Origin of the sequence: Colwellia sp. MT41, assembly GCF_001444365.1 — a bacterium.
Taxonomy (GTDB): Bacteria; Pseudomonadota; Gammaproteobacteria; order Enterobacterales; family Alteromonadaceae; genus Colwellia; species Colwellia marinimaniae.
Map to the genome: position 1 here is coordinate 2354725 of NZ_CP013145.1, position 18666 is coordinate 2373390.

Here is an 18666-nt window from a genome sequence, read left to right on the forward strand (position 1 = left end):
CAAACTTTTAGCACTTTCTTCTCATCATATTGATGAGAAGAAGTGCACTCAATAGTTAAGCTAATCTTATCTAACATTAGCGCTTGAGTGACAAGCGCTTGTGGTACTTTTCATGTTAGTCCAATGTTAACGCTTGAGTGACAAGCGCTTGTTGTTCTTTCACATGAACTGACATATAACCCACAGCAGGAGCTGCAGAGGCTTTACGGCCAGCATAAGTCAAATACGTACCTTCAGGGATTGCCGCTCTAAAATGATGCTGAGAACAATACCAAGCACCTTGATTTTGCGGCTCTTCCTGACACCAAACAAATTGCTTCACATGTTGATACTGTTTAATAGCATCTTGAAACTCTTTCTCTGGGAAAGGGTATAACTGCTCAATACGAATAATGGCCACGTTATTAAGTTCATTTTTACGACGTTGCTCAACTAATTCGTAGTAAACTTTACCACTACAAAATACTACCCGCTCAACCGCGCTATGATCTAAGTCATCCGTTTCGCCAATGACATTATGAAAGATACCAGTAGCCATTTCTTCTAATGAAGAAACCGCTAACGGGTGACGTAATAATGATTTAGGTGACATAACAATTAATGGCCGACGCATTGGTCGAATTACTTGACGACGTAACATGTTGAATACTTGCGCTGGTGTTGATGGTACACACACTTGCATATTGTGATCGGCACAAAGTTGCAAAAAGCGCTCTAACCGAGCAGATGAATGCTCTGGCCCTTGCCCTTCATAACCGTGGGGCAATAACATGGTTAAGCCACATAAACGGCCCCATTTTTGTTCGCCGGAGCTAATGAACTGATCAAATACTACTTGCGCACAGTTAGCAAAATCACCAAATTGTGCTTCCCACAGAGTTAAACCTGCGGGCTCAGCTGTGGTATAACCGTATTCAAATGCCACAACAGACACTTCAGATAATACTGAATCATGAACATCAAAAGGACCTTGTCCTTCACGTATGTTTTTTAAAGGGGTATAAGTACTACCATCATCTTGGTTATGTAAAACCGCATGACGATGGAAGAAGGTGCCACGAGCGGAATCTTGCCCGGTAAGACGAACACGTTTGCCTATGTCAACAATAGTCGCATAAGCTAAGTTTTCCGCCATACCCCAATCAAGTAGCTTTTCACCCTTAGCCATTTTCATGCGATCATCATAGATCTTCTTAACACGAGAATGTACTGGGTGGTTTTCTGGAATAGTAGCGATTTTAGTCGCTAACTCTTTAAGTTTATCAAACGAAATTTCTTTGTCGTAATCATCATCCCAGTCATGACCAAGATAAGGGGTCCAGTCAACAGAATGTTCTGTCATTGGACGCCATTGCTCAACAGTGCACTGACCTTCATCAAGTAATTTACGGTAATAAGCGGTTAACTCGTCGGTTGTTGCTTTAGTTAAACTGCCTTCTGCGACTAATTTATCTGCGTATAATTGACGCGGTGTTGGATGATTTCTAACAATTTTGTACATTAACGGCTGCGTAGCACTTGGCTCATCAGCTTCATTATGGCCATGGCGACGGTAACAAACTAAGTCGATAACCACATCACGTTTAAATTCGTTGCGGTAATCAATAGCGATTTGCGTGACTAAAATCACCGCTTCAGGATCATCACCATTGACATGAAAGATTGGCGCCTGGACCATTTTAGCAATTTCAGTACAATATTCACCTGAGCGCATATCTTCTGGAATAGAGGTAGTAAAACCAACTTGATTATTCACCACTATGCGTACTGTACCACCTACTTTAAACGCACGGGCTTGTGACATGTTAAAGGTTTCTTGTACTACACCTTGACCAGCAATTGCTGAATCACCATGAATAGTAATAGGTAAGACTAAATCACCTTGATCACCTTCAACACCACCGCGTCTATCTTGTCTCGCTCTTACCGAGCCAATCACCACAGGGTTAACGATTTCAAGATGCGAAGGGTTAAACGCCAGGGCTAGATGAACATTGCCGCCAGGAGTAACAAAATCTGAAGAATAACCTTGATGGTATTTCACATCACCCGAGCTTGAAATTTCATCATGCTTACCGGCAAATTCATCAAATAATTTTGAAGGGTTTTTACCCATCACATTAACCAGCACATTTAAACGACCGCGGTGAGCCATGCCCATAACCACTTCTTTAATACCAGCAGCACCGGCACGAGTGATTAATTCTTTGAGCATAGGAACTAAAGCATCACCACCTTCTAATGAAAAGCGTTTTGCACCGGGGAATTTCGCGCCAAGATATTTCTCTAGACCATCAGCAGCAATTAAGCCTTTAAAAATCTCGGTCTTTTCTTCAACGCTAAAATCAGCTTTTGACTGAACTGACTCAAGACGTTGTTGTATCCAACGTTTCTCATCAGTTGAGGTCATGTGCATATATTCAGCGCCAATTGAACCACAATAGGTAGCTTTTAAAGTTTTATATAACTCACCTAACTTCATGGTCTCTTTGCCAACAGCAAATGAGCCTAAGTTAAATTCTTTATCAAAGTCATTTTCTGATAAGTCATGATGTGACAATTGTAAATCACGCACTTTATCACGCTGCCATAAACCCAAGGGGTCTAAATTAGCATTTTGATGACCACGAAACCTAAAAGCATTTATAAGCTGTAAGACTTTAACCTGTTTAGCATCACCACCCGAAACAACAACTTGTTTTTGGGTTTGTTTTGCTAAAGTTTTAAATTCATCACGGATGACACTGTGGCGGTATTCCACCTCACTGCCTTCGACTTTAGGGAGTTGACCAAAGATTTCTTGCCATTCTGTAGTTACAGAGGCGGAGTTATCTAAGTATGATTCGTACAATTCTTCGATATAAACGATGTTACCACCGTTTAAATGGGAAGACTCGAGCCAAGCCTTCATTACACCTTCTGGCATTGCCTTGTTCCTTTGCTGGGGGTAAAGCAATTAAAATTTATAACCATTGTAAGTATAAATACCCAAACGATTACGCTAATAAACATTTTTAATTTAACAGAGTATTACATTAAAAAGCTAAACGGGAAGTTTAACTAAAAAGTATAATACCCTGTTTATTCTTGCATATAAATCAATAACGTAAACTTAGACCAAATCAGTACCTAAGGTAACTTTAACTAAGCTTACTTTTAACCTTAAACCGCGCGGTTTAATAACATTGATTTAATATGGCCGATGGCTTTGGTTGGGTTTAATCCTTTTGGACAAACATCAACACAGTTCATGATGCCATGACAACGAAATACGCTGTAAGCATCTTGTAAATCATCTAAACGCTCTTCTGTTGCGGTATCACGACTATCAATTAAGAAGCGATAAGCATGCAACAAACCTGCTGGCCCGATAAATTTATCAGGATTCCACCAGAAAGACGGACAAGAAGTAGAACAACAAGCACATAAAATACACTCATAAAGACCGTCTAATTTTTCACGCTCTTCAATTGATTGTATATTTTCACGAGCAGCGGGTTGTGCATCGTTGATCAAGTATGGCTTAATTTTTTCATATTGTTGATAAAATTGGGTCATATCAATAATCAAGTCTCGCACTACCGGTAAACCAGGTAATGGGCGTAAGACAATCGTTTTCGCTTTCAACTGGGATAATGGTGTGATACAAGCCAAACCATTTTTACCATTCATGTTTAAACCGTCAGAGCCACATACACCCTCACGACATGAACGACGGAATGATAACGTAGCGTCTTCTTCTTTCAAAAGAATAAGCGCATCAAGAACCATCATATCAGAGCCTTCTGGCACGTCTAATTGATAGTCTTTCATGTAAGGTTTAGCGTCTACATCAGGATTGTAGCGGTAAATCGAAAAATTTTGTTTCATCGTATATTTCCTACAATTAAGTCCTTAGTAAACACGTGCTTTCGGTGGGAAAGCTTCGCGGTGAATTGGTTTCATATTCACTGGACGTTTAGACATTGCTTCGGTCTCAGGTGTGTAGATTGAGTGGCATAACCAGTTAACATCATCACGTTCGGTAAAATCTTGACGGGCATGAGCACCACGAGATTCAGTGCGGAAGTTTGCTGCCTTGGCACTACAGTAAGCCGTTTCCATCAAGTTATCTAATTCTAAACATTCAATACGCTGAGTGTTAAATTCCGAAGACTTGTCATCTAAGCGGGCAACTTTAAGACGTTCACGAATTTCAGTTAATTCTTTCATGCCTTTAGCCATGGCTTCGCCTTCGCGGAAAACCCCAAAGTTCATTTGCATACACTGTTGTAAGTCTTTACGAATTTGTACTGGGTCTTCACCTTTAGTCGATGATTCCCAACGGTTCATGCGAACTAAGGAAGTCTCGATATCAGACGCTGACGCATCGAGGGCCGATTCTGAATCGGATAAGTGTTCACCTAAGAACTTACCTGCTGCCCGGCCAAACACCACTAAATCAAGTAATGAATTACCACCAAGGCGGTTAGCGCCATGCACAGATACACAGGCAATTTCACCTACCGCGAATAAACCTTCAACGATAGTTTCTTTACCTTCTGGACTGATATTAAGGGCTTGACCGTTAACATTACAAGGCACGCCACCCATTTGATAATGGCAAGTTGGAATAACAGGAATAGGTTCAACCGCAGGATCAATATGAGCAAAAGTTTTTGATAATTCACAAACACCTGGCAAACGTTTCTCGAGCGTTTCACGACCTAAATGGTCAAGCTTTAATTTAAGATGAGGACCTAGAGGACCGTCAAAACCACGACCTTCACGGATCTCGGTCATCATCGAACGAGCAACAACGTCACGACCCGCTAAATCTTTAGCGTTAGGCGCATAACGTTCCATAAAACGTTCACCATCTTTATTTAATAAATAACCACCTTCGCCACGACAACCTTCAGTGACCAGTACCCCAGAACCAGCAATACCGGTTGGATGGAACTGCCACATTTCCATGTCTTGCATTTGAATGCCAGCTCGAAGTGACATACCAACACCGTCACCGGTATTGATATGGGCATTAGTGGTCGATGCAAAAATACGCCCTGCTCCGCCAGTAGCCAGTACCGTTGCGCGCGCTTTAAAATAAACCACTTCACCAGTTTCAATGCAAATAGCGGTGGTACCAACAATAACTCCTGCACTATTTTTAACTAAATCTAAGGCATACCATTCGCTAAAAACGTTGGTTTTGTTTTTAACGTTTTGTTGGTACAAACAATGTAATAAGGCATGACCAGTACGATCAGCAGCGGCTGCAGTACGTGCGGCTTGTTCACCACCAAAATTTCTCGACTGACCACCAAAAGGACGTTGGTAAATTTTACCGTCTTCGGTACGAGAAAAAGGTAAACCCATTTTCTCTAATTCAATCACAGCTTCAGGACCTACTTTACACATATATTCGATAGCGTCTTGGTCACCGATATAATCAGAGCCTTTCACCGTATCATACATATGCTCTTCCCAATGATCTTCATGGGCATTACCTAACGCAACAGTAATACCACCTTGCGCAGATACAGTATGAGAACGAGTTGGAAATACTTTAGAAATCAAGGCACAAGATTTGCCTGATTCGGTAATTGCTAATGCAGCACGCATACCTGCGCCGCCTGCGCCAATAACAATGGCGTCAAATTCACGAATTGGAACGTTCACTTATACACCCCACACGGTTAAGAAGCCAAACACTAGGTAGGCTAATAAGATAACTGAAAAGACAAATTGCAAAGCACCGCGTAAAAACGCTGGTTTAATATAATCTGACAAGATTTGCCATACACCAATTTTTGCGTGAGTCAGCAAAGCCAACAACGCTAAAACGGTTGCCACTTTAACGCTAGTACAGGCAAAAAAACCGTGCCATTGTTCAAAGGTAACGGTCGGTGTGACCGCAAAGAAACCAGCAATAAGTATGGTATAGAGAGCAAGAATGATGGCACTCGCTCTTAATAGAATAAAATCATGTACGCCATTACGGCCTACTGATGCGACGACGTTTACCATAACCATACTCCTATTACCACTGATACGACTAACCAAATAGCCATGATTACTTTGGCACTGGTATTACCTGAAGCTAATTCTTCAAAATGACCCATATCCATACACAAGTGACGAATACCTGCTAATAAATGATAAGTCAATGCTGAAAGACAGCCAAAGATAATGAAGCTAAAGAATAAGCCATCAAGATAACCTTGAATTTGACTAAATCCTTGTGCAGAGGAAAGAGAGATGGAAAGGGTCCACAATAAAATGCCAATAGCAAATACCATAATTACACCAGAAATACGGTGAAGAATTGAGGCATGTGCTGCCGGGTGCATCTTTATTGTAGATAGATCTAGGTTTACAGGACGTTGTTTTTTCACAATTGTTGCCTAAAGAGCTCGAAAGCCTTCAACTTTTATTATTGTTACTCATGAACTACCTTTACCTACTGACTTAAAGCTTTAAAATCAATATAAAAAAGTAATTCCCGAAAGTGAACGGTAACTTTTACATGCTCATATTTGTAAGTGTACCCATTCGCACACAAGTCTAACCAACTTCATAACACGATTCTAGTTAGATTTTGTATTATGATACAAAAATTATAGCGTAGTTGAATCTATAAACAGTAAGTAATAAGCTACAGGACGAAGTGATTATATAATCGTTAACATTGAATTACAATTTTAGCGAACGTCAAGATCAAAGCAAATTAACGAAGGCTGCTTTTTTAAGCAATATATTGAGCTGTGTTGAACTTTAGTATAATTACTCTTACATTTTAAATTCATTTCAGGGTAGAATGTCGGCAGTTTGATAAACCCAAGAAAAGTAACAAAAACTGACTATTTATTCACTAAGCTTAGTATGGGAATTAAGCAATTTAGTAGAATGTTGGTAAATGTAAATAAATTATAATTGATAGGGGAAAAATATTATGGCTGAATCAAAAGCCTCTCTGAGTATTGATGGCATAGAAATTGGACAGTTTCCAATTTTAAAAGGTACTGCAGGTACTGACGTAATTGATATTAGAACTTTAGGAAGCTATGGCTATTTTACCTATGACCCCGGCTTTTTAGCTACGGCATCTTGTGAATCATCTATTACTTTCATTGATGGCGATAAAGGCATATTGCAACATCGTGGTTACGCTATAGATGACTTAGCAAAAAAAGCTGATTACTTAGAAGTTTGTTATATCTTATTAAATGGTGATGCTCCAACGCAATCTGAATATGATGAATTTAAAGCCATCATCACTAACCATACAATGGTGCATGAGAAGTTAGCCCACTTCTTCCAAGGATTTTTACCTGACGCACATCCTATGGCTATGGTTTGTGGTGTTGTTGGCGCTATGTCCTCTTTCTATCACAGTGACTTAGATATCACTGACCCGGCACAGCGTAAACGTAGTGCTCATCGATTAATTGCTAAAATGCCAACTATTGCGGCTATGGCTTATAAATACAGTGTTGGTCAACCTTTTGTTTACCCCCGTAATGACCTAAGTTACGCAGAAAACTTCCTGCACATGATGTTCTCAGTACCCGCAGAAGAATATAAAGTAAATCCTATCATAGCGAGTGCTATGGATAGAATCTTTACCTTACATGCTGACCATGAACAAAATGCTTCTACCTCTACGGTACGTTTAGCTGGCTCATCTGGCGCTAACCCTTATGCTTGTATTGCCGCAGGTGTAGCTTCTTTGTGGGGACCTGCACATGGTGGTGCTAATGAAGCCTGTTTAACTATGCTTGAAGAGATAGGCACTTTAGACAGAGTTGATGAATTTGTTGCTAAAGCTAAAGATAAAAGTGACCCATTCCGTTTAATGGGCTTTGGTCACCGTGTCTATAAAAACTTCGATCCACGTGCAACGGTAATGCGCGAAACATGTCACAAAGTATTAAAAGAGTTAGGTATCAACGACCCATTGCTTGATGTTGCTATGGCATTAGAGAAAGTTGCTCTTGAAGACCCATACTTTATTGAAAAGAAACTTTACCCTAATGTAGACTTCTATTCAGGCATCATCCTTAAAGCTATTGGTATCCCAACAAGTATGTTCACAGTAATTTTTGCTATGTCTAGAACCGTTGGTTGGATTTCTCATTGGGATGAAATGTTATCTCAACCGGGTCAAAAAATTGGTCGTCCTCGCCAAAAATATACCGGTAAAATTGACCGTGAATTTGTGCCATTGAACAAAAGATAATGATTTAGTTAAAAAATTAACTTGAAAAGGCAGCGTTAGCTGCCTTTTTTATGTTTATTTTCCAATAATTAACCGAAAAAAACATAAATACACTTGATACTTACTATTCATATAAAAAATATTAACGGCCGAATTTTTCGCCTTTACTCTATTAAAAAATGTAATCAATATGAATTATACTGCCGTTATTTTTATTTAATTCCAAACAACTAATCGTTATAATAGTGATCTTTAACCTTTCCTTTCACATAAAAACTCAATAAATTGATTATGTCTGATTATTCTTTAAGATTTGGTGGTATTAGCCGTTTATATGGCGAACAGGGCGCAAGCATCATAAAAGAAGCCCATTTTTGTGTTATTGGTATAGGTGGTGTTGGCTCTTGGGTAGCGGAAGCGCTCGCCCGTAATGGTATAGGTCAAATTACCTTGATCGACTTAGATGATATTTGTACCACCAATATTAACCGTCAAATCCACGCATTAACGGATACTGTTGGCCACAGTAAAGTTGAGGTTATGAGTGATCGAATTAAACAAATCAACCCTGACTGTCAGGTGCAACTCATTGAGGACTTTGTTACTACCGAAAATTTACCCTCGTTACTAAGCCAATCTTTCGACTTTGTTATTGATGCTATCGACTCTGTCGATATTAAAACCCGGATAATTGCTTATTGTAAGCGTAATAAATTACCTATAATTACTATTGGTGGTGCCGGTGGTCAAGTTGATCCCAGTCAAATAGCCATTACAGACTTAAGTAAAACCTATCAAGATCCCCTGCTCGCTAAAGTGAAAAACCAATTACGCCGGGAATTTAATTTTCCACGTGCAGATATTGCTAAAGCGAGCAAAAGAAAATTTTCAATAGATGCGGTATTTTCTACCGAGCAACTACGCTACCCTGCTGATAATAAAGCTGGAGAAGTTTGTTTAGCGAAACCCGATGCAAGTAATGGTGAACAGCGCAGTACGCGATTAGATTGTCGCACTGGTTTTGGTGCGACCACACATGTGACGGCAACGTTTGCATTTTTTGCTGTTGGTAAAGCAATTGATAAACTGTTAAAAAAGCAGCTGAAGTAATCAATAAACCAGCTAAGCTCTACTAAATAATCCTGTACTAGCCGTTGTTTTACTCAGCCCGCGCTCAATTCACTGGCAATAGCAGAATATTGCCACGAATTTTACCCTTCAATTAACAAAACTATCAAACTGGTGCGATAAAGTAATTAAAATACTAGATTTAAAGAGGGTAGCTAGCACTTAAATACAGTTTAAATGTGGCTCTGTTGTAGTGTTAGTGTTGCTGAGTAAACAAGCGAGACACGTAAAACCATCCATGGGGCTCTACACAAGCATCCATGCTTGTGAAGCTCGCTTTATCACTTCAGCAATACTCACCATAAAATCATAGAGTTACAATGTAGACAACAGTATTATGGAACACAGCCTTAAATGTAGTTTAAATGTAGTAAAATAGAATAATTATTCACTATCCTTGTTTATACTGTGCTTAATACAAGCAAGTAGTTATTGTGCCAATAATTTTATTTTATCAACAATAGCTAATAAACCATTACCACGAGATGGGCTTAAGTGCTGTATTAAACCCATTTTTTCGAAGTATTCATTAATATTTACCTTATGTATTTGTTGTGCTGTTTTATGATTAAGGGCGCTAAGCACAATCACTAATAAACCACGAATAATTTTGGCATCACTGTCGGCTTTAAACGAATAGTAGCCTTGGCTATCTTGTGCAACTTTCAGCCAAGCAAGGCTTTCGCAGCCAGAGATGAGGGTTTCATCATCACGCAGCGATTTTTCCATTCTAGGTAATTTTTTACCCAGCAGCATAATTTCTCTATGTCGGCTATCCCAACCTTTCGTTTTGGCAAAGAGGGTAAGAATATCAACCATTTCATTACTCGATGCCCTTTTTCCACTGCCATTTTCATCGGGCTGTTCTTGTTCGAGACAAGCATTAAGTAAAAATTTATTTAAGCACTCAATAAGGTAATCAATTTCCACCTTAGTATTATAAGCAGCTAGAGAAACCCTTAGGCAACCATCGATGTTTAAATGCGCCATTAAAGGCATAGCACAATGATGACCCGAGCGAACAGCGATACCATAAGTATCCAACGAAGTCGCTACATCGTGATTATGATGTCCGGTTAAGGTAAAAGCGATAACGCCAATATCAGGTTTGCCTTCGACTATAAATTTAACTTGCGCTATTTTAGCTAAGGCGTGATAACAATAATCAAGCAGTTGTTGTTCATATTCCTGGTAACTTTTACTAATATCGGCTAACAAAGGTGCTAAGAAGTTGATACTTTCACCAAAAGCGATCACCCCGGCAATATTGGGTGTACCCGCTTCAAACTTAAAAGGTAAGGAGTTAAAGCGAGTACCTTGAGTAAAACTGACTGTTTTAATCATTTCCCCTCCCCCCTGATATGGCGGCATAGTATCAAGCAGCTCTTTTTTACCATAAAGGACACCAATACCTGTTGGGCCATACATTTTATGAGCCGAAAAAACATAAAAATCACAGTCAAGCGCTTGTACATCGATAGATAAATGTGCCACTGCTTGAGCGCCATCTATTAAGGTTATAGCACCAACAGCTTTTGCCTTAGCTATAACTTTCTCAATGGGGTTTATCCGCCCTAACACATTAGAAATATGGGCACAGGCGACAAATTTTGTCTTATCCGTAATGACATTATCTAGCTTAGTACTATCGATATAACCTTGCTTAGTTAAAGGTAAAATCTTGATCACCGCGCCAGTTTGCTCGGCAACTATTTGCCAGGGAACAATATTTGCGTGGTGCTCACTAGTACACAGGACTATTTCATCCCCTGGCATTAAGGTATTTCTAGCCAAGCTTTGCACCACAATATTGATACTTTCCGTGGCACCCTTAGTCCAAATAACTTCTTTAATACTACGCGCACCGATAAAGCCTTGAACTAGGGTACGGGCATTTTCAAAAGCTAAGGTAGCTTTGCTACTTAGTTGATGTGAAGCTCTATGGACATTGGCATTATATTGGCAATAAAAATCTTGCTGGCTATCAATAACAGTTCGTGGTTTTTGTGTGGTCGCTGCATTATCAAAATACACTATAGCGTGATGTTGGTCGTCTTTATCATGCCTAGGTGAGCAGATATTTTGTAATAATGGAAATTGCTTTCTAAAGAGGTAAGGCTCAAATGTTTTCATAAATACTCTGATAAATAAAATTGTGCTATAGACAAACCAAAATCTACAACTAAACATTATAACTTATTTTTCCGCTACAATTTAAGTACTTAGTAAAACTCGCCCATTTTGTAAACTAATGAAGATAGAAAAACAAGCGTATACCTAGGTAAAAATGAGGTATTTAGACTATAACTAATAAAGTGTCCTCTCAAAGGGTATCAGAATGAGATTTTTTGCCTACCTATATCAGTTTAAAAGCAATCTATATCGTTTTTTTCAATTGAAAAGAACCATTATCACTAAAGAACAAAAAACTACATATGCTGATGAATTAAGGCTCGTTCAAAAAAATGACCTTAGGCTGAGGTGTAAAAAAGCCGCCCAAGAGATCCAATACTTAGGGCGTTTTAGCCACTGGCCAATTGCTAAAGTGAAGGTAAAGATAGAAAAAAACTCGTTGATCTATTTAGATGTTAGCCGCAGCAGACGAACATTTTTTGCAGATAAAATTCAAGGACAGGATAAAATCATGAGGGTTTTTGATAAGACGTTATTGTCTGATAAAAGAGTCAAAAGACTTCCTTAACCCTAATCTAGGCTTGCACTAGCAAAGCCTGGATTAAAAGCTGCCTGATAATATCCGAGCTTTCCTTAACGCTTCACTTTCCCATACTGCCGCTTGCGCTAACCAGAACTTTGCGCCAACAATATCACCTTGCTGGTATAAAGCTAAGGCAATATTGTAATGAAAACTCGGCATCAAATAGGCAAACGGTTTTGCTTTTAATATATTCAGGTATTCTTGAGGAAATTCATTGGCGAAATATCTTAGTTGTGTACGCCGATTTAACGGCTTAAAAGCTGAATAACGTGGCGCAACATGACTTGCTGATAAGGCTTTGCCCGTACTAGACTGTTGACAACTTTCGGCCAAATAGAGGCCAACTTGCTCTTTAAATGCTATCGGCGTACCTAAACGCCATTTTATTTTCTCGTTGAAATTTTCATCAACGGCTTGTAAAATTGGTGTACTGGCTTTTATTTTACTGGCCCATGCTACCTCGGCTAATACCCTGGCTCTGACCTGTTTCCGTTCACCTTGATAGTAATTGGCCAATACCGCAATATTATGGGCAAAGGGTTTATGCTGTACTCCTTGGCATTTATCATGGTTTTTACTTAAGGGGTATTCATCAACAAAACCGAGCAAATGGCTTATTTCATGGCTAAAAACATCCGCATTATCCTCGACATCAAAATAGAGAATTCCTAAATGGACATTGGCACCACCTTCGTTAAGCATTAAACCTATATGCCGGCTAGTCACGTCCTTGGCGACACTTTGCCAATGTGCTTCATTACAATAAATAGCTTGCTGTGCATGTGCCTGACAATCAAGACGTTTGCGGCTAATGTAGCGCGGTATTGGCAAACACACATACTGTGCCAGCACTTGCTGCTCATTAAAGCTATTAATCAGCTGTTCAAGGTGCTTTAAGTGCTCCAGATTAGTCGCAAAAAGTTGTAAACTGGTAATGCAACTTGATAACGCTTCAAAGGGCAGTTGGACTTGGCCATTAACTTTACTTATTAGTAATGGGCTATCTTTGATGACCGCATATTTATCTAGCTGCGCTAATAGAGGCTGAATTTTACTATTAGCCTCTTGCTTAAACACCGTAGAATTTACTAGCTGCTTCACCAGAGCCACATCGCCTAAAGAGACGGCTATTTTAATGGCTAAAACTGAGTGAGTTTCAGCTAAGTTAATATTGTTAATCATTGCTGGCAATTGCCCTAATGTCGTTTGTGCTAGGGCAAACTTACCTTGTTGAAAATATAACTGTGCAAGCGCGACCATGGCTTGTTGCGACTGTAAGCGAATTGCTTGTTCAAACCACATAATAGCCGTGGTCACTAGAGCGATATTATCTTCTTGTTGAGCTTTTTTTTGATACCAATAAGCAAGCTTTAATGCCGCGTTTTTTTGGCTTTTGGCTAGGGTTTGGTTCAGTGTTAACCAATGAGTACTAGCAATATTCGCTGTTTTTTCGGCAATGGTTAGCGCGGCAATGTAGTCATGCTTTAATGCGTAGGAAAACTGCCCTGCATGGTAATTATTTTTATGCAATTGCTGAGTTAAATAATCAGCTAAAAAAAATGAGCTTGATGACAAAGATATCATCAAGCTCAACAGTAATATATAACAATAGATTTTATCGAAACGCATTGAGTCGCTAATAAATTAAGGCTGAGTATTCGTAGTTTTTTTAGTACGCATTAAATCTAATTCAAGCTTAGCGTATCTATGCTCAACAAATTCATAAACGTTGGTACTTAATGCCAGTTTAAAGAAGTTAGCCGCACTGCCCCGAAAGCCTAAGGCTTGGTTATACTTACCTAAATAAAAATAAGCTTCACATAGTCGCTCAGTTAACTCTTTATTTGAGCGAACATTTTTTGTTAAGCCTTTAACAAAGTCTCCTTGAGATATTTCGCCAAGATAAAGGAATATCACCTGCTTCGCCCAGGTACTATCCGCAACTAATTCTGCCCGCTGTTTTAATGACTGCTTTGCTGCAATAGGGTCCAGTTCATATTCAGTCAAATACAACCACAATAGACGATACGGATCATCCTGCTGTTTTTGATGAAAGGCTTTAAAATCAAGGCTAGCTAACTCAGGTCGAGCACCATAATAAAGGGCTATGCCCCGATTTAAATAGGCATATTCATGTCCAGGCGCTAACTCTAAGGCGGAGTCGAATTTTTCATAAGCTTGGGCAAACTCTTGTAACTGGGTGTAATGAATACCCAAGAAATTATAAGCGTCAATTAAGTCAGGTTTTAATTGTAGGGCATGGGAAAAGTCAAATCTTGCCAGCGAACGTAAGCCAACACTGTCATACAAGACACCACGATCATAAAAAAGTTGTGCTCTTTGTTCATCCGGTATCTTGGCCCTATTTATCACTTCAGATAAACGCGCGATGGCTATTTCACTTTTAAAGTTAATCGCTAACGGCTCGGCAATGACCAGATTATTCATTATCGAAAAAGGTCCATTATTATCAGCTCCTTGACTAGAGGCACAGCCTTGCGTCAGCAGCGTACTACTTAACAGTAATATTAGAAGAGTAGTTTTAACAAGTGAATGCACAGAAATGCCTTATAAATAAATGACTAACAATATAAATTAATTCATTATAAACAAAAAAGGAGCCAATTGGCTCCTTTTTTACTTAATCAAATGTAAATATTTTTTACTGAGAAAGTTACTCAGCGGCAGGTGTTTCTGTCGCAGCTGGCTTTTCAATAGCTTCTTTGATACTTAAACGAACACGACCTTGGCGATCAACTTCTAGTACCTTAACTTTCACTTCTTGACCTTCTGTTAAGACATCGCTAACGTTATTAACGCGCTCTTCAGAAATTTGAGAAATGTGTACTAAGCCGTCTTTACCTGGTAATACATTAACAAAAGCACCAAAATCAACGATACGTACTACTTTACCGGTGTAAAGTGTACCTACTTCAATTTCAGCGGTTAATGCCTTAATACGGTTAATCGCATCTTGTGCTTGTTCATTTGAAGTTGCCGCTATTTTAATAGTACCGTCATCTTCAATTTCAATGGTAGTACCGGTTTCTTCCGTCAATTGACGAATAGTCGCGCCACCTTTACCAATAATGTCACGAATCTTATCTTGGCTTACTTTCATGGTGTGAATGCGTGGTGCAAACTCAGAAATATCATCTCTGTGTCCAGAAATAGCTTCATCCATCACAGATAAAATATGAGTACGTGCAGCTTTTGCTTGGTTTAAAGCAATTTGCATTATTTCTTGAGTAATACCTTCAATTTTAATATCCATTTGCAGGGCAGTAATACCACCTGTGGTACCGGCTACTTTAAAGTCCATATCACCTAAGTGATCTTCATCACCTAAGATGTCAGAAAGCACAACAAACTTGTCACCTTCTTTAACCAGGCCCATCGCAATACCAGCAACAGAAGCTTTAATGGGTACACCCGCATCCATCAAGGCTAATGAAGCACCACATACTGACGCCATTGAAGAGGAGCCATTTGATTCAGTGATTTCAGAAACAATACGGATAGCATACGGGAATTCTTCTAGTGTAGGCATAACCGCTAACATACCACGTTTCGCCAGACGGCCATGGCCAATTTCACGACGTTTAGGGCTACCAACAAATCCAGTTTCACCTACACAGTATGGAGGGAAGTTGTAATGAAACATAAATGGGTCAGTTTTATCACCCATTAAGGTATCAAGGCGTTGGGCATCACGTTGCGTACCCAGTGTTGCAGTAACTAATGCTTGAGTTTCACCACGAGTAAATACCGCAGAGCCGTGAGTTCTTGGTAAAACACCCGTCATTACGTCTAAGGCACGAATTGACTCAGGATCACGACCATCAATACGAGGGCTACCATCAATGATGCGGCCACGTACAACCGTTTTTTCTAAATCGTGGAATAAATCTTTTGCTTCTTGCACGTTTAGATCAGCATCTTGTGCTAATAAAGTTTCAACAACAGAGTTACGGATCTCGGTAATTTTTTCATAACGAACCGCTTTTTCAGTAATTTGGTAAGCTTCGTTTAATTGTGCTTCACTTAACTCTGCAATTTTGGCTAATAACTCAGTATTTTTAACGGGTGCAGACCATTCCCATACTGGGGTGTTTACTTCAGCTTTAAATTCTTTAATGGCCGTAACCACTGTTTGCATTTGCTCATGGCCGTACATTACTGCACCAAGCATTACTTCTTCAGATAATACATCAGCTTCAGACTCAACCATTAATACCGCGTTATCAGTACCGGCTACCACTAAGTCTAATTTACTTTCTGGTAATTCAGATTGCAGTGGGTTAAGTATGTATTGACCATCAACATAACCAACACGTGCTGCGCCAATTGGACCATTAAATGGTGCACCTGAAATAGCAAGAGCGGCAGAAGCACCAATTAATGAAATGATGTCTGGGGCAATTTCAGGGTTAACAGAAATAACCGTGATAATTACTTGTACTTCGTTAATAAACCCTTCTGGGAATAACGGACGAAGTGGACGGTCAATTAAACGTGCAATCAGTGTTTCTTCTTCTGAAGGGCGACCTTCACGTTTAAAGAAACTTCCTGGAATTTTACCCGCAGCGTAGGCACGCTCTTGGTAGTTTATTGTTAACGGGAAAAAGTCTTGCCCTGCTTTCGCTTCTTTTTTAGCAACAACAGTGACTAATACACAGGTATCATCCATGCTTGCCATTACAGCACCAGAAGCTTGACGAGCAATAGCGCCCGTTTCAAGTGTTACAGTATGTTTACCGTATTGAAATTTTTTAGTAATTGGATTTAGCATCTAATTAATTTCCTTAATTTTCATTATTAATATCATTTACCAATCTGTACAATTATTTATTCACTAAGTATCTTGGCCAAATACATGACAGCAAATATGCTACTAAGTTGAACAAAAAATTATACAGTTTGGATTGGTTGGTGTTAGAAAAAACATCAATGCAGTTTTAGATTTATTCGAAGAACAGCATAGGTATATTTTCACCGACATTATACTAAGTAAGCAGGTGAATGCTAGCGTCAAAGCGCAATTATTACCTTAAAGCACAGATTAACTGACATTTTATTATCTATTTTTAATCGTGTTAACGGCAGAGCACAAAAAAGGAGCCAAAGGCTCCTTTTTTTAAATCTTATAAGTTACGTTCGTTAGCAAGTTGCTATTAACGACGTAGACCTAATTTACCGATTAATGTACCGTAACGCTCAACATTTCTACCTTTCAAGTAATCAAGTAATTTACGACGTTGGGCAACCATACGTAATAAACCACGACGTGAATGGTGATCATGGATGTGCTCTTTAAAATGACCTTGTAAGTGGTTGATTTGTGTAGTTAACAAAGCAACTTGAACTTCTGGAGAACCAGTGTCACCTTCTGATTGAGCATATTCTGCAACGATTGCAGCTTTTTGTGAAGCATTTAAAGACATAAAAAATCCTTAGTGTGTTAACCCTTCCCTCAATATTATTGAGTTAAAGGTAATTAAAAAACGCATCAAGCCAAACACTAATTTAGCCTTGATGACGAAAGAGCGCGTATTTTAGCAGCGAATAATTAAAAAGCAAGACATTACTGCCTCGATAGTTTAACAACTGTAATACGTACCAAAACCTGTCTTATCACCTATAGAACAAAGACGCTATACAAGGAAGCGCTTTTATACAACAACGATACGTTTAGGTGCGAGTAAGCCATCATCATCGATAAAACCTACTCCAATAAATTCAGCGTTAACATCGTTCTCATCTTCACCGATATACACTTGCACGCAACCCTCACTTGGCGAATTATGAGCTTGCACAGGGTTACCATGGCGTAAGAAATTTGCCGACATATCGTCAACATAAACACAATGCATGCCATCTACAGCACTATTCATCGGCAGCAATAAGGGGTCAAGTAACTCTGATGGGCTTATTTCTTCTTCATTCGCTTGTTCGAGTAAGGCTTCAAGCTGAGGCAGGGTTACCATTTTATCCATGGGATAATTCCCCACGGCAGAGCGTCTAAGGTCAGCTACGTGTGCGCCACAACCTAGCAGTTCACCTAAATCATCAACTATGGTGCGAATATAAGTACCCTTTGATACATGGATATTTAATTCAACTTCATCATGCTCAAAACGTAATAACTCAAGGTTATAAACAGTAATGTCCCGCGCTACTCGTGGCACCTCAATACCTTCTCTGGCATATTTATACAAAGGCTGGCCTTGGTATTTAAGTGCTGAATACATAGAAGGTATTTGTTTAGTGGTGCCGCGAAAGCTATCTAAAGCTGCGGCTAACTGTTCATCAGAAACGTTAACCGCTTTTTCACTGACAATTTCACCATCGGCATCACTGGTGGTGGTACGAATACCTAGCTTGGCTGTGACTTGATAGGTTTTATCGGTATCAAGCAAGAATTGTGAGAACTTAGTGCCCTCACCCAAACAAATTGGCAACATGCCTGTTGCCAATGGATCTAATGCACCGGTGTGCCCTGCTTTTTGAGCAAAAAAGATGCGTTTAACCGCTTGCAAAGCATGGTTTGATGACATTTCATAAGGCTTATCTAATAACAATACGCCATTAATCGGGCGGCCCTTTCTACGTTTAGCCATGT

At 39.4% G+C, this 18666-nt stretch carries 14 protein-coding genes; 3 read left to right on the top strand and 11 right to left on the bottom strand.

Features of this window, described 5'->3' with window-relative positions; genetic code table 11:
- Positions 1–115 precede the first annotated feature (115 nt).
- The 5 genes from CMT41_RS10085 to sdhC all read right to left on the bottom strand — a co-directional run bounded on the left by CMT41_RS10085 (position 116) and on the right by sdhC (position 6377).
- Positions 116–2926, bottom strand: coding sequence for a 2-oxoglutarate dehydrogenase E1 component (locus CMT41_RS10085; protein WP_057181174.1), 2811 nt, complete (start codon positions 2924–2926; stop codon positions 116–118).
- A gap of 236 nt (positions 2927–3162) precedes the next feature.
- Positions 3163–3870: a succinate dehydrogenase iron-sulfur subunit gene (locus CMT41_RS10090; protein ID WP_057181175.1), complete on the bottom strand. Its 708-nt coding sequence runs from the start codon at positions 3868–3870 to the stop codon at positions 3163–3165.
- 24 nt (positions 3871–3894) lie between these two features.
- Positions 3895–5661 carry a succinate dehydrogenase flavoprotein subunit gene (gene sdhA / locus CMT41_RS10095; RefSeq protein ID WP_057181176.1) on the bottom strand — a complete coding sequence of 589 codons (1767 nt, stop codon included), beginning with the start codon at positions 5659–5661 and terminating at the stop codon, positions 3895–3897.
- Complete coding sequence (gene sdhD, locus CMT41_RS10100; RefSeq protein WP_058027176.1) at positions 5662–6009, bottom strand: succinate dehydrogenase, hydrophobic membrane anchor protein; 348 nt, start codon at positions 6007–6009, stop codon at positions 5662–5664. It lies immediately after the preceding gene.
- A complete protein-coding gene (gene sdhC / locus CMT41_RS10105; protein WP_057181178.1) occupies positions 6003–6377 on the bottom strand; it encodes a succinate dehydrogenase, cytochrome b556 subunit in 375 nt (124 codons plus the stop codon). Before sdhC ends, sdhD begins: the two co-directional genes overlap by 7 nt.
- 557 nt (positions 6378–6934) lie before the next feature.
- Between sdhC and CMT41_RS10110 the strand changes: the two genes are divergently transcribed.
- Both CMT41_RS10110 and tcdA read left to right on the top strand, forming a co-directional pair.
- On the top strand, positions 6935–8221 hold the full coding sequence (locus CMT41_RS10110) for a citrate synthase (RefSeq protein ID WP_058027177.1): 1287 nt from the start codon (positions 6935–6937) through the stop codon (positions 8219–8221).
- A 270-nt stretch (positions 8222–8491) separates the two neighbouring features.
- The gene (gene tcdA / locus CMT41_RS10115; protein WP_058027178.1) at positions 8492–9310 is read left to right on the top strand and encodes a tRNA cyclic N6-threonylcarbamoyladenosine(37) synthase TcdA; all 819 of its coding nucleotides are present in this window, start codon (positions 8492–8494) and stop codon (positions 9308–9310) included.
- 447 nt (positions 9311–9757) lie between these two features.
- Here the strand turns inward: tcdA and CMT41_RS10120 are convergent, their stop codons facing one another.
- Positions 9758–11461 carry a SufS family cysteine desulfurase gene (locus CMT41_RS10120; protein ID WP_058027179.1) on the bottom strand — a complete coding sequence of 568 codons (1704 nt, stop codon included), beginning with the start codon at positions 11459–11461 and terminating at the stop codon, positions 9758–9760.
- A 205-nt stretch (positions 11462–11666) separates the two neighbouring features.
- Between CMT41_RS10120 and CMT41_RS10125 the strand changes: the two genes are divergently transcribed.
- Positions 11667–12029, top strand: coding sequence for a hypothetical protein (locus CMT41_RS10125; protein WP_058027180.1), 363 nt, complete (start codon positions 11667–11669; stop codon positions 12027–12029).
- A 33-nt stretch (positions 12030–12062) separates the two neighbouring features.
- Here CMT41_RS10125 and CMT41_RS10130 read toward each other — a convergent pair whose 3' ends face one another.
- From CMT41_RS10130 to truB, 5 genes are all read right to left on the bottom strand, one after another.
- Positions 12063–13628 (bottom strand): hypothetical protein, encoded by a 1566-nt coding sequence (locus CMT41_RS10130; protein WP_232300069.1) that lies wholly within the window; start codon positions 13626–13628, stop codon positions 12063–12065.
- 60 nt (positions 13629–13688) lie between these two features.
- Positions 13689–14603: a lipoprotein NlpI gene (nlpI, locus tag CMT41_RS10135; RefSeq protein ID WP_083494263.1), complete on the bottom strand. Its 915-nt coding sequence runs from the start codon at positions 14601–14603 to the stop codon at positions 13689–13691.
- 115 nt (positions 14604–14718) lie between these two features.
- Positions 14719–16836 carry a polyribonucleotide nucleotidyltransferase gene (gene pnp / locus CMT41_RS10140; protein ID WP_057181184.1) on the bottom strand — a complete coding sequence of 706 codons (2118 nt, stop codon included), beginning with the start codon at positions 16834–16836 and terminating at the stop codon, positions 14719–14721.
- Positions 16837–17218: 382 nt separating this feature from the next.
- The gene (gene rpsO / locus CMT41_RS10145) at positions 17219–17488 is read right to left on the bottom strand and encodes a 30S ribosomal protein S15 (protein ID WP_057181185.1); all 270 of its coding nucleotides are present in this window, start codon (positions 17486–17488) and stop codon (positions 17219–17221) included.
- A gap of 228 nt (positions 17489–17716) precedes the next feature.
- Positions 17717–18664 carry a tRNA pseudouridine(55) synthase TruB gene (gene truB, locus CMT41_RS10150; RefSeq protein ID WP_057181186.1) on the bottom strand — a complete coding sequence of 316 codons (948 nt, stop codon included), beginning with the start codon at positions 18662–18664 and terminating at the stop codon, positions 17717–17719.
- Between the last annotated feature and the right edge of the window lie 2 nt (positions 18665–18666).

What these genes read in the sequence shown, in the direction of transcription:
- pnp (WP_057181184.1), bottom strand. Translation starts at nt 16,836, where the DNA reads ATGCTAAATCCAATTACTAAAAAATTTCAATACGGTAAACATACTGTA.
- rpsO (WP_057181185.1), bottom strand. Translation starts at nt 17,488, where the DNA reads ATGTCTTTAAATGCTTCACAAAAAGCTGCAATCGTTGCAGAATATGCT.
- tcdA (WP_058027178.1), top strand. Translation starts at nt 8,492, where the DNA reads ATGTCTGATTATTCTTTAAGATTTGGTGGTATTAGCCGTTTATATGGC.
- CMT41_RS10085 (WP_057181174.1), bottom strand. Translation starts at nt 2,926, where the DNA reads ATGCCAGAAGGTGTAATGAAGGCTTGGCTCGAGTCTTCCCATTTAAAC.
- sdhD (WP_058027176.1), bottom strand. Translation starts at nt 6,009, where the DNA reads ATGGTAAACGTCGTCGCATCAGTAGGCCGTAATGGCGTACATGATTTT.
- CMT41_RS10110 (WP_058027177.1), top strand. Translation starts at nt 6,935, where the DNA reads ATGGCTGAATCAAAAGCCTCTCTGAGTATTGATGGCATAGAAATTGGA.
- CMT41_RS10130 (WP_232300069.1), bottom strand. Translation starts at nt 13,628, where the DNA reads ATGATATCTTTGTCATCAAGCTCATTTTTTTTAGCTGATTATTTAACT.
- truB (WP_057181186.1), bottom strand. Translation starts at nt 18,664, where the DNA reads ATGGCTAAACGTAGAAAGGGCCGCCCGATTAATGGCGTATTGTTATTA.
- CMT41_RS10125 (WP_058027180.1), top strand. Translation starts at nt 11,667, where the DNA reads ATGAGATTTTTTGCCTACCTATATCAGTTTAAAAGCAATCTATATCGT.
- CMT41_RS10120 (WP_058027179.1), bottom strand. Translation starts at nt 11,461, where the DNA reads ATGAAAACATTTGAGCCTTACCTCTTTAGAAAGCAATTTCCATTATTA.
- CMT41_RS10090 (WP_057181175.1), bottom strand. Translation starts at nt 3,870, where the DNA reads ATGAAACAAAATTTTTCGATTTACCGCTACAATCCTGATGTAGACGCT.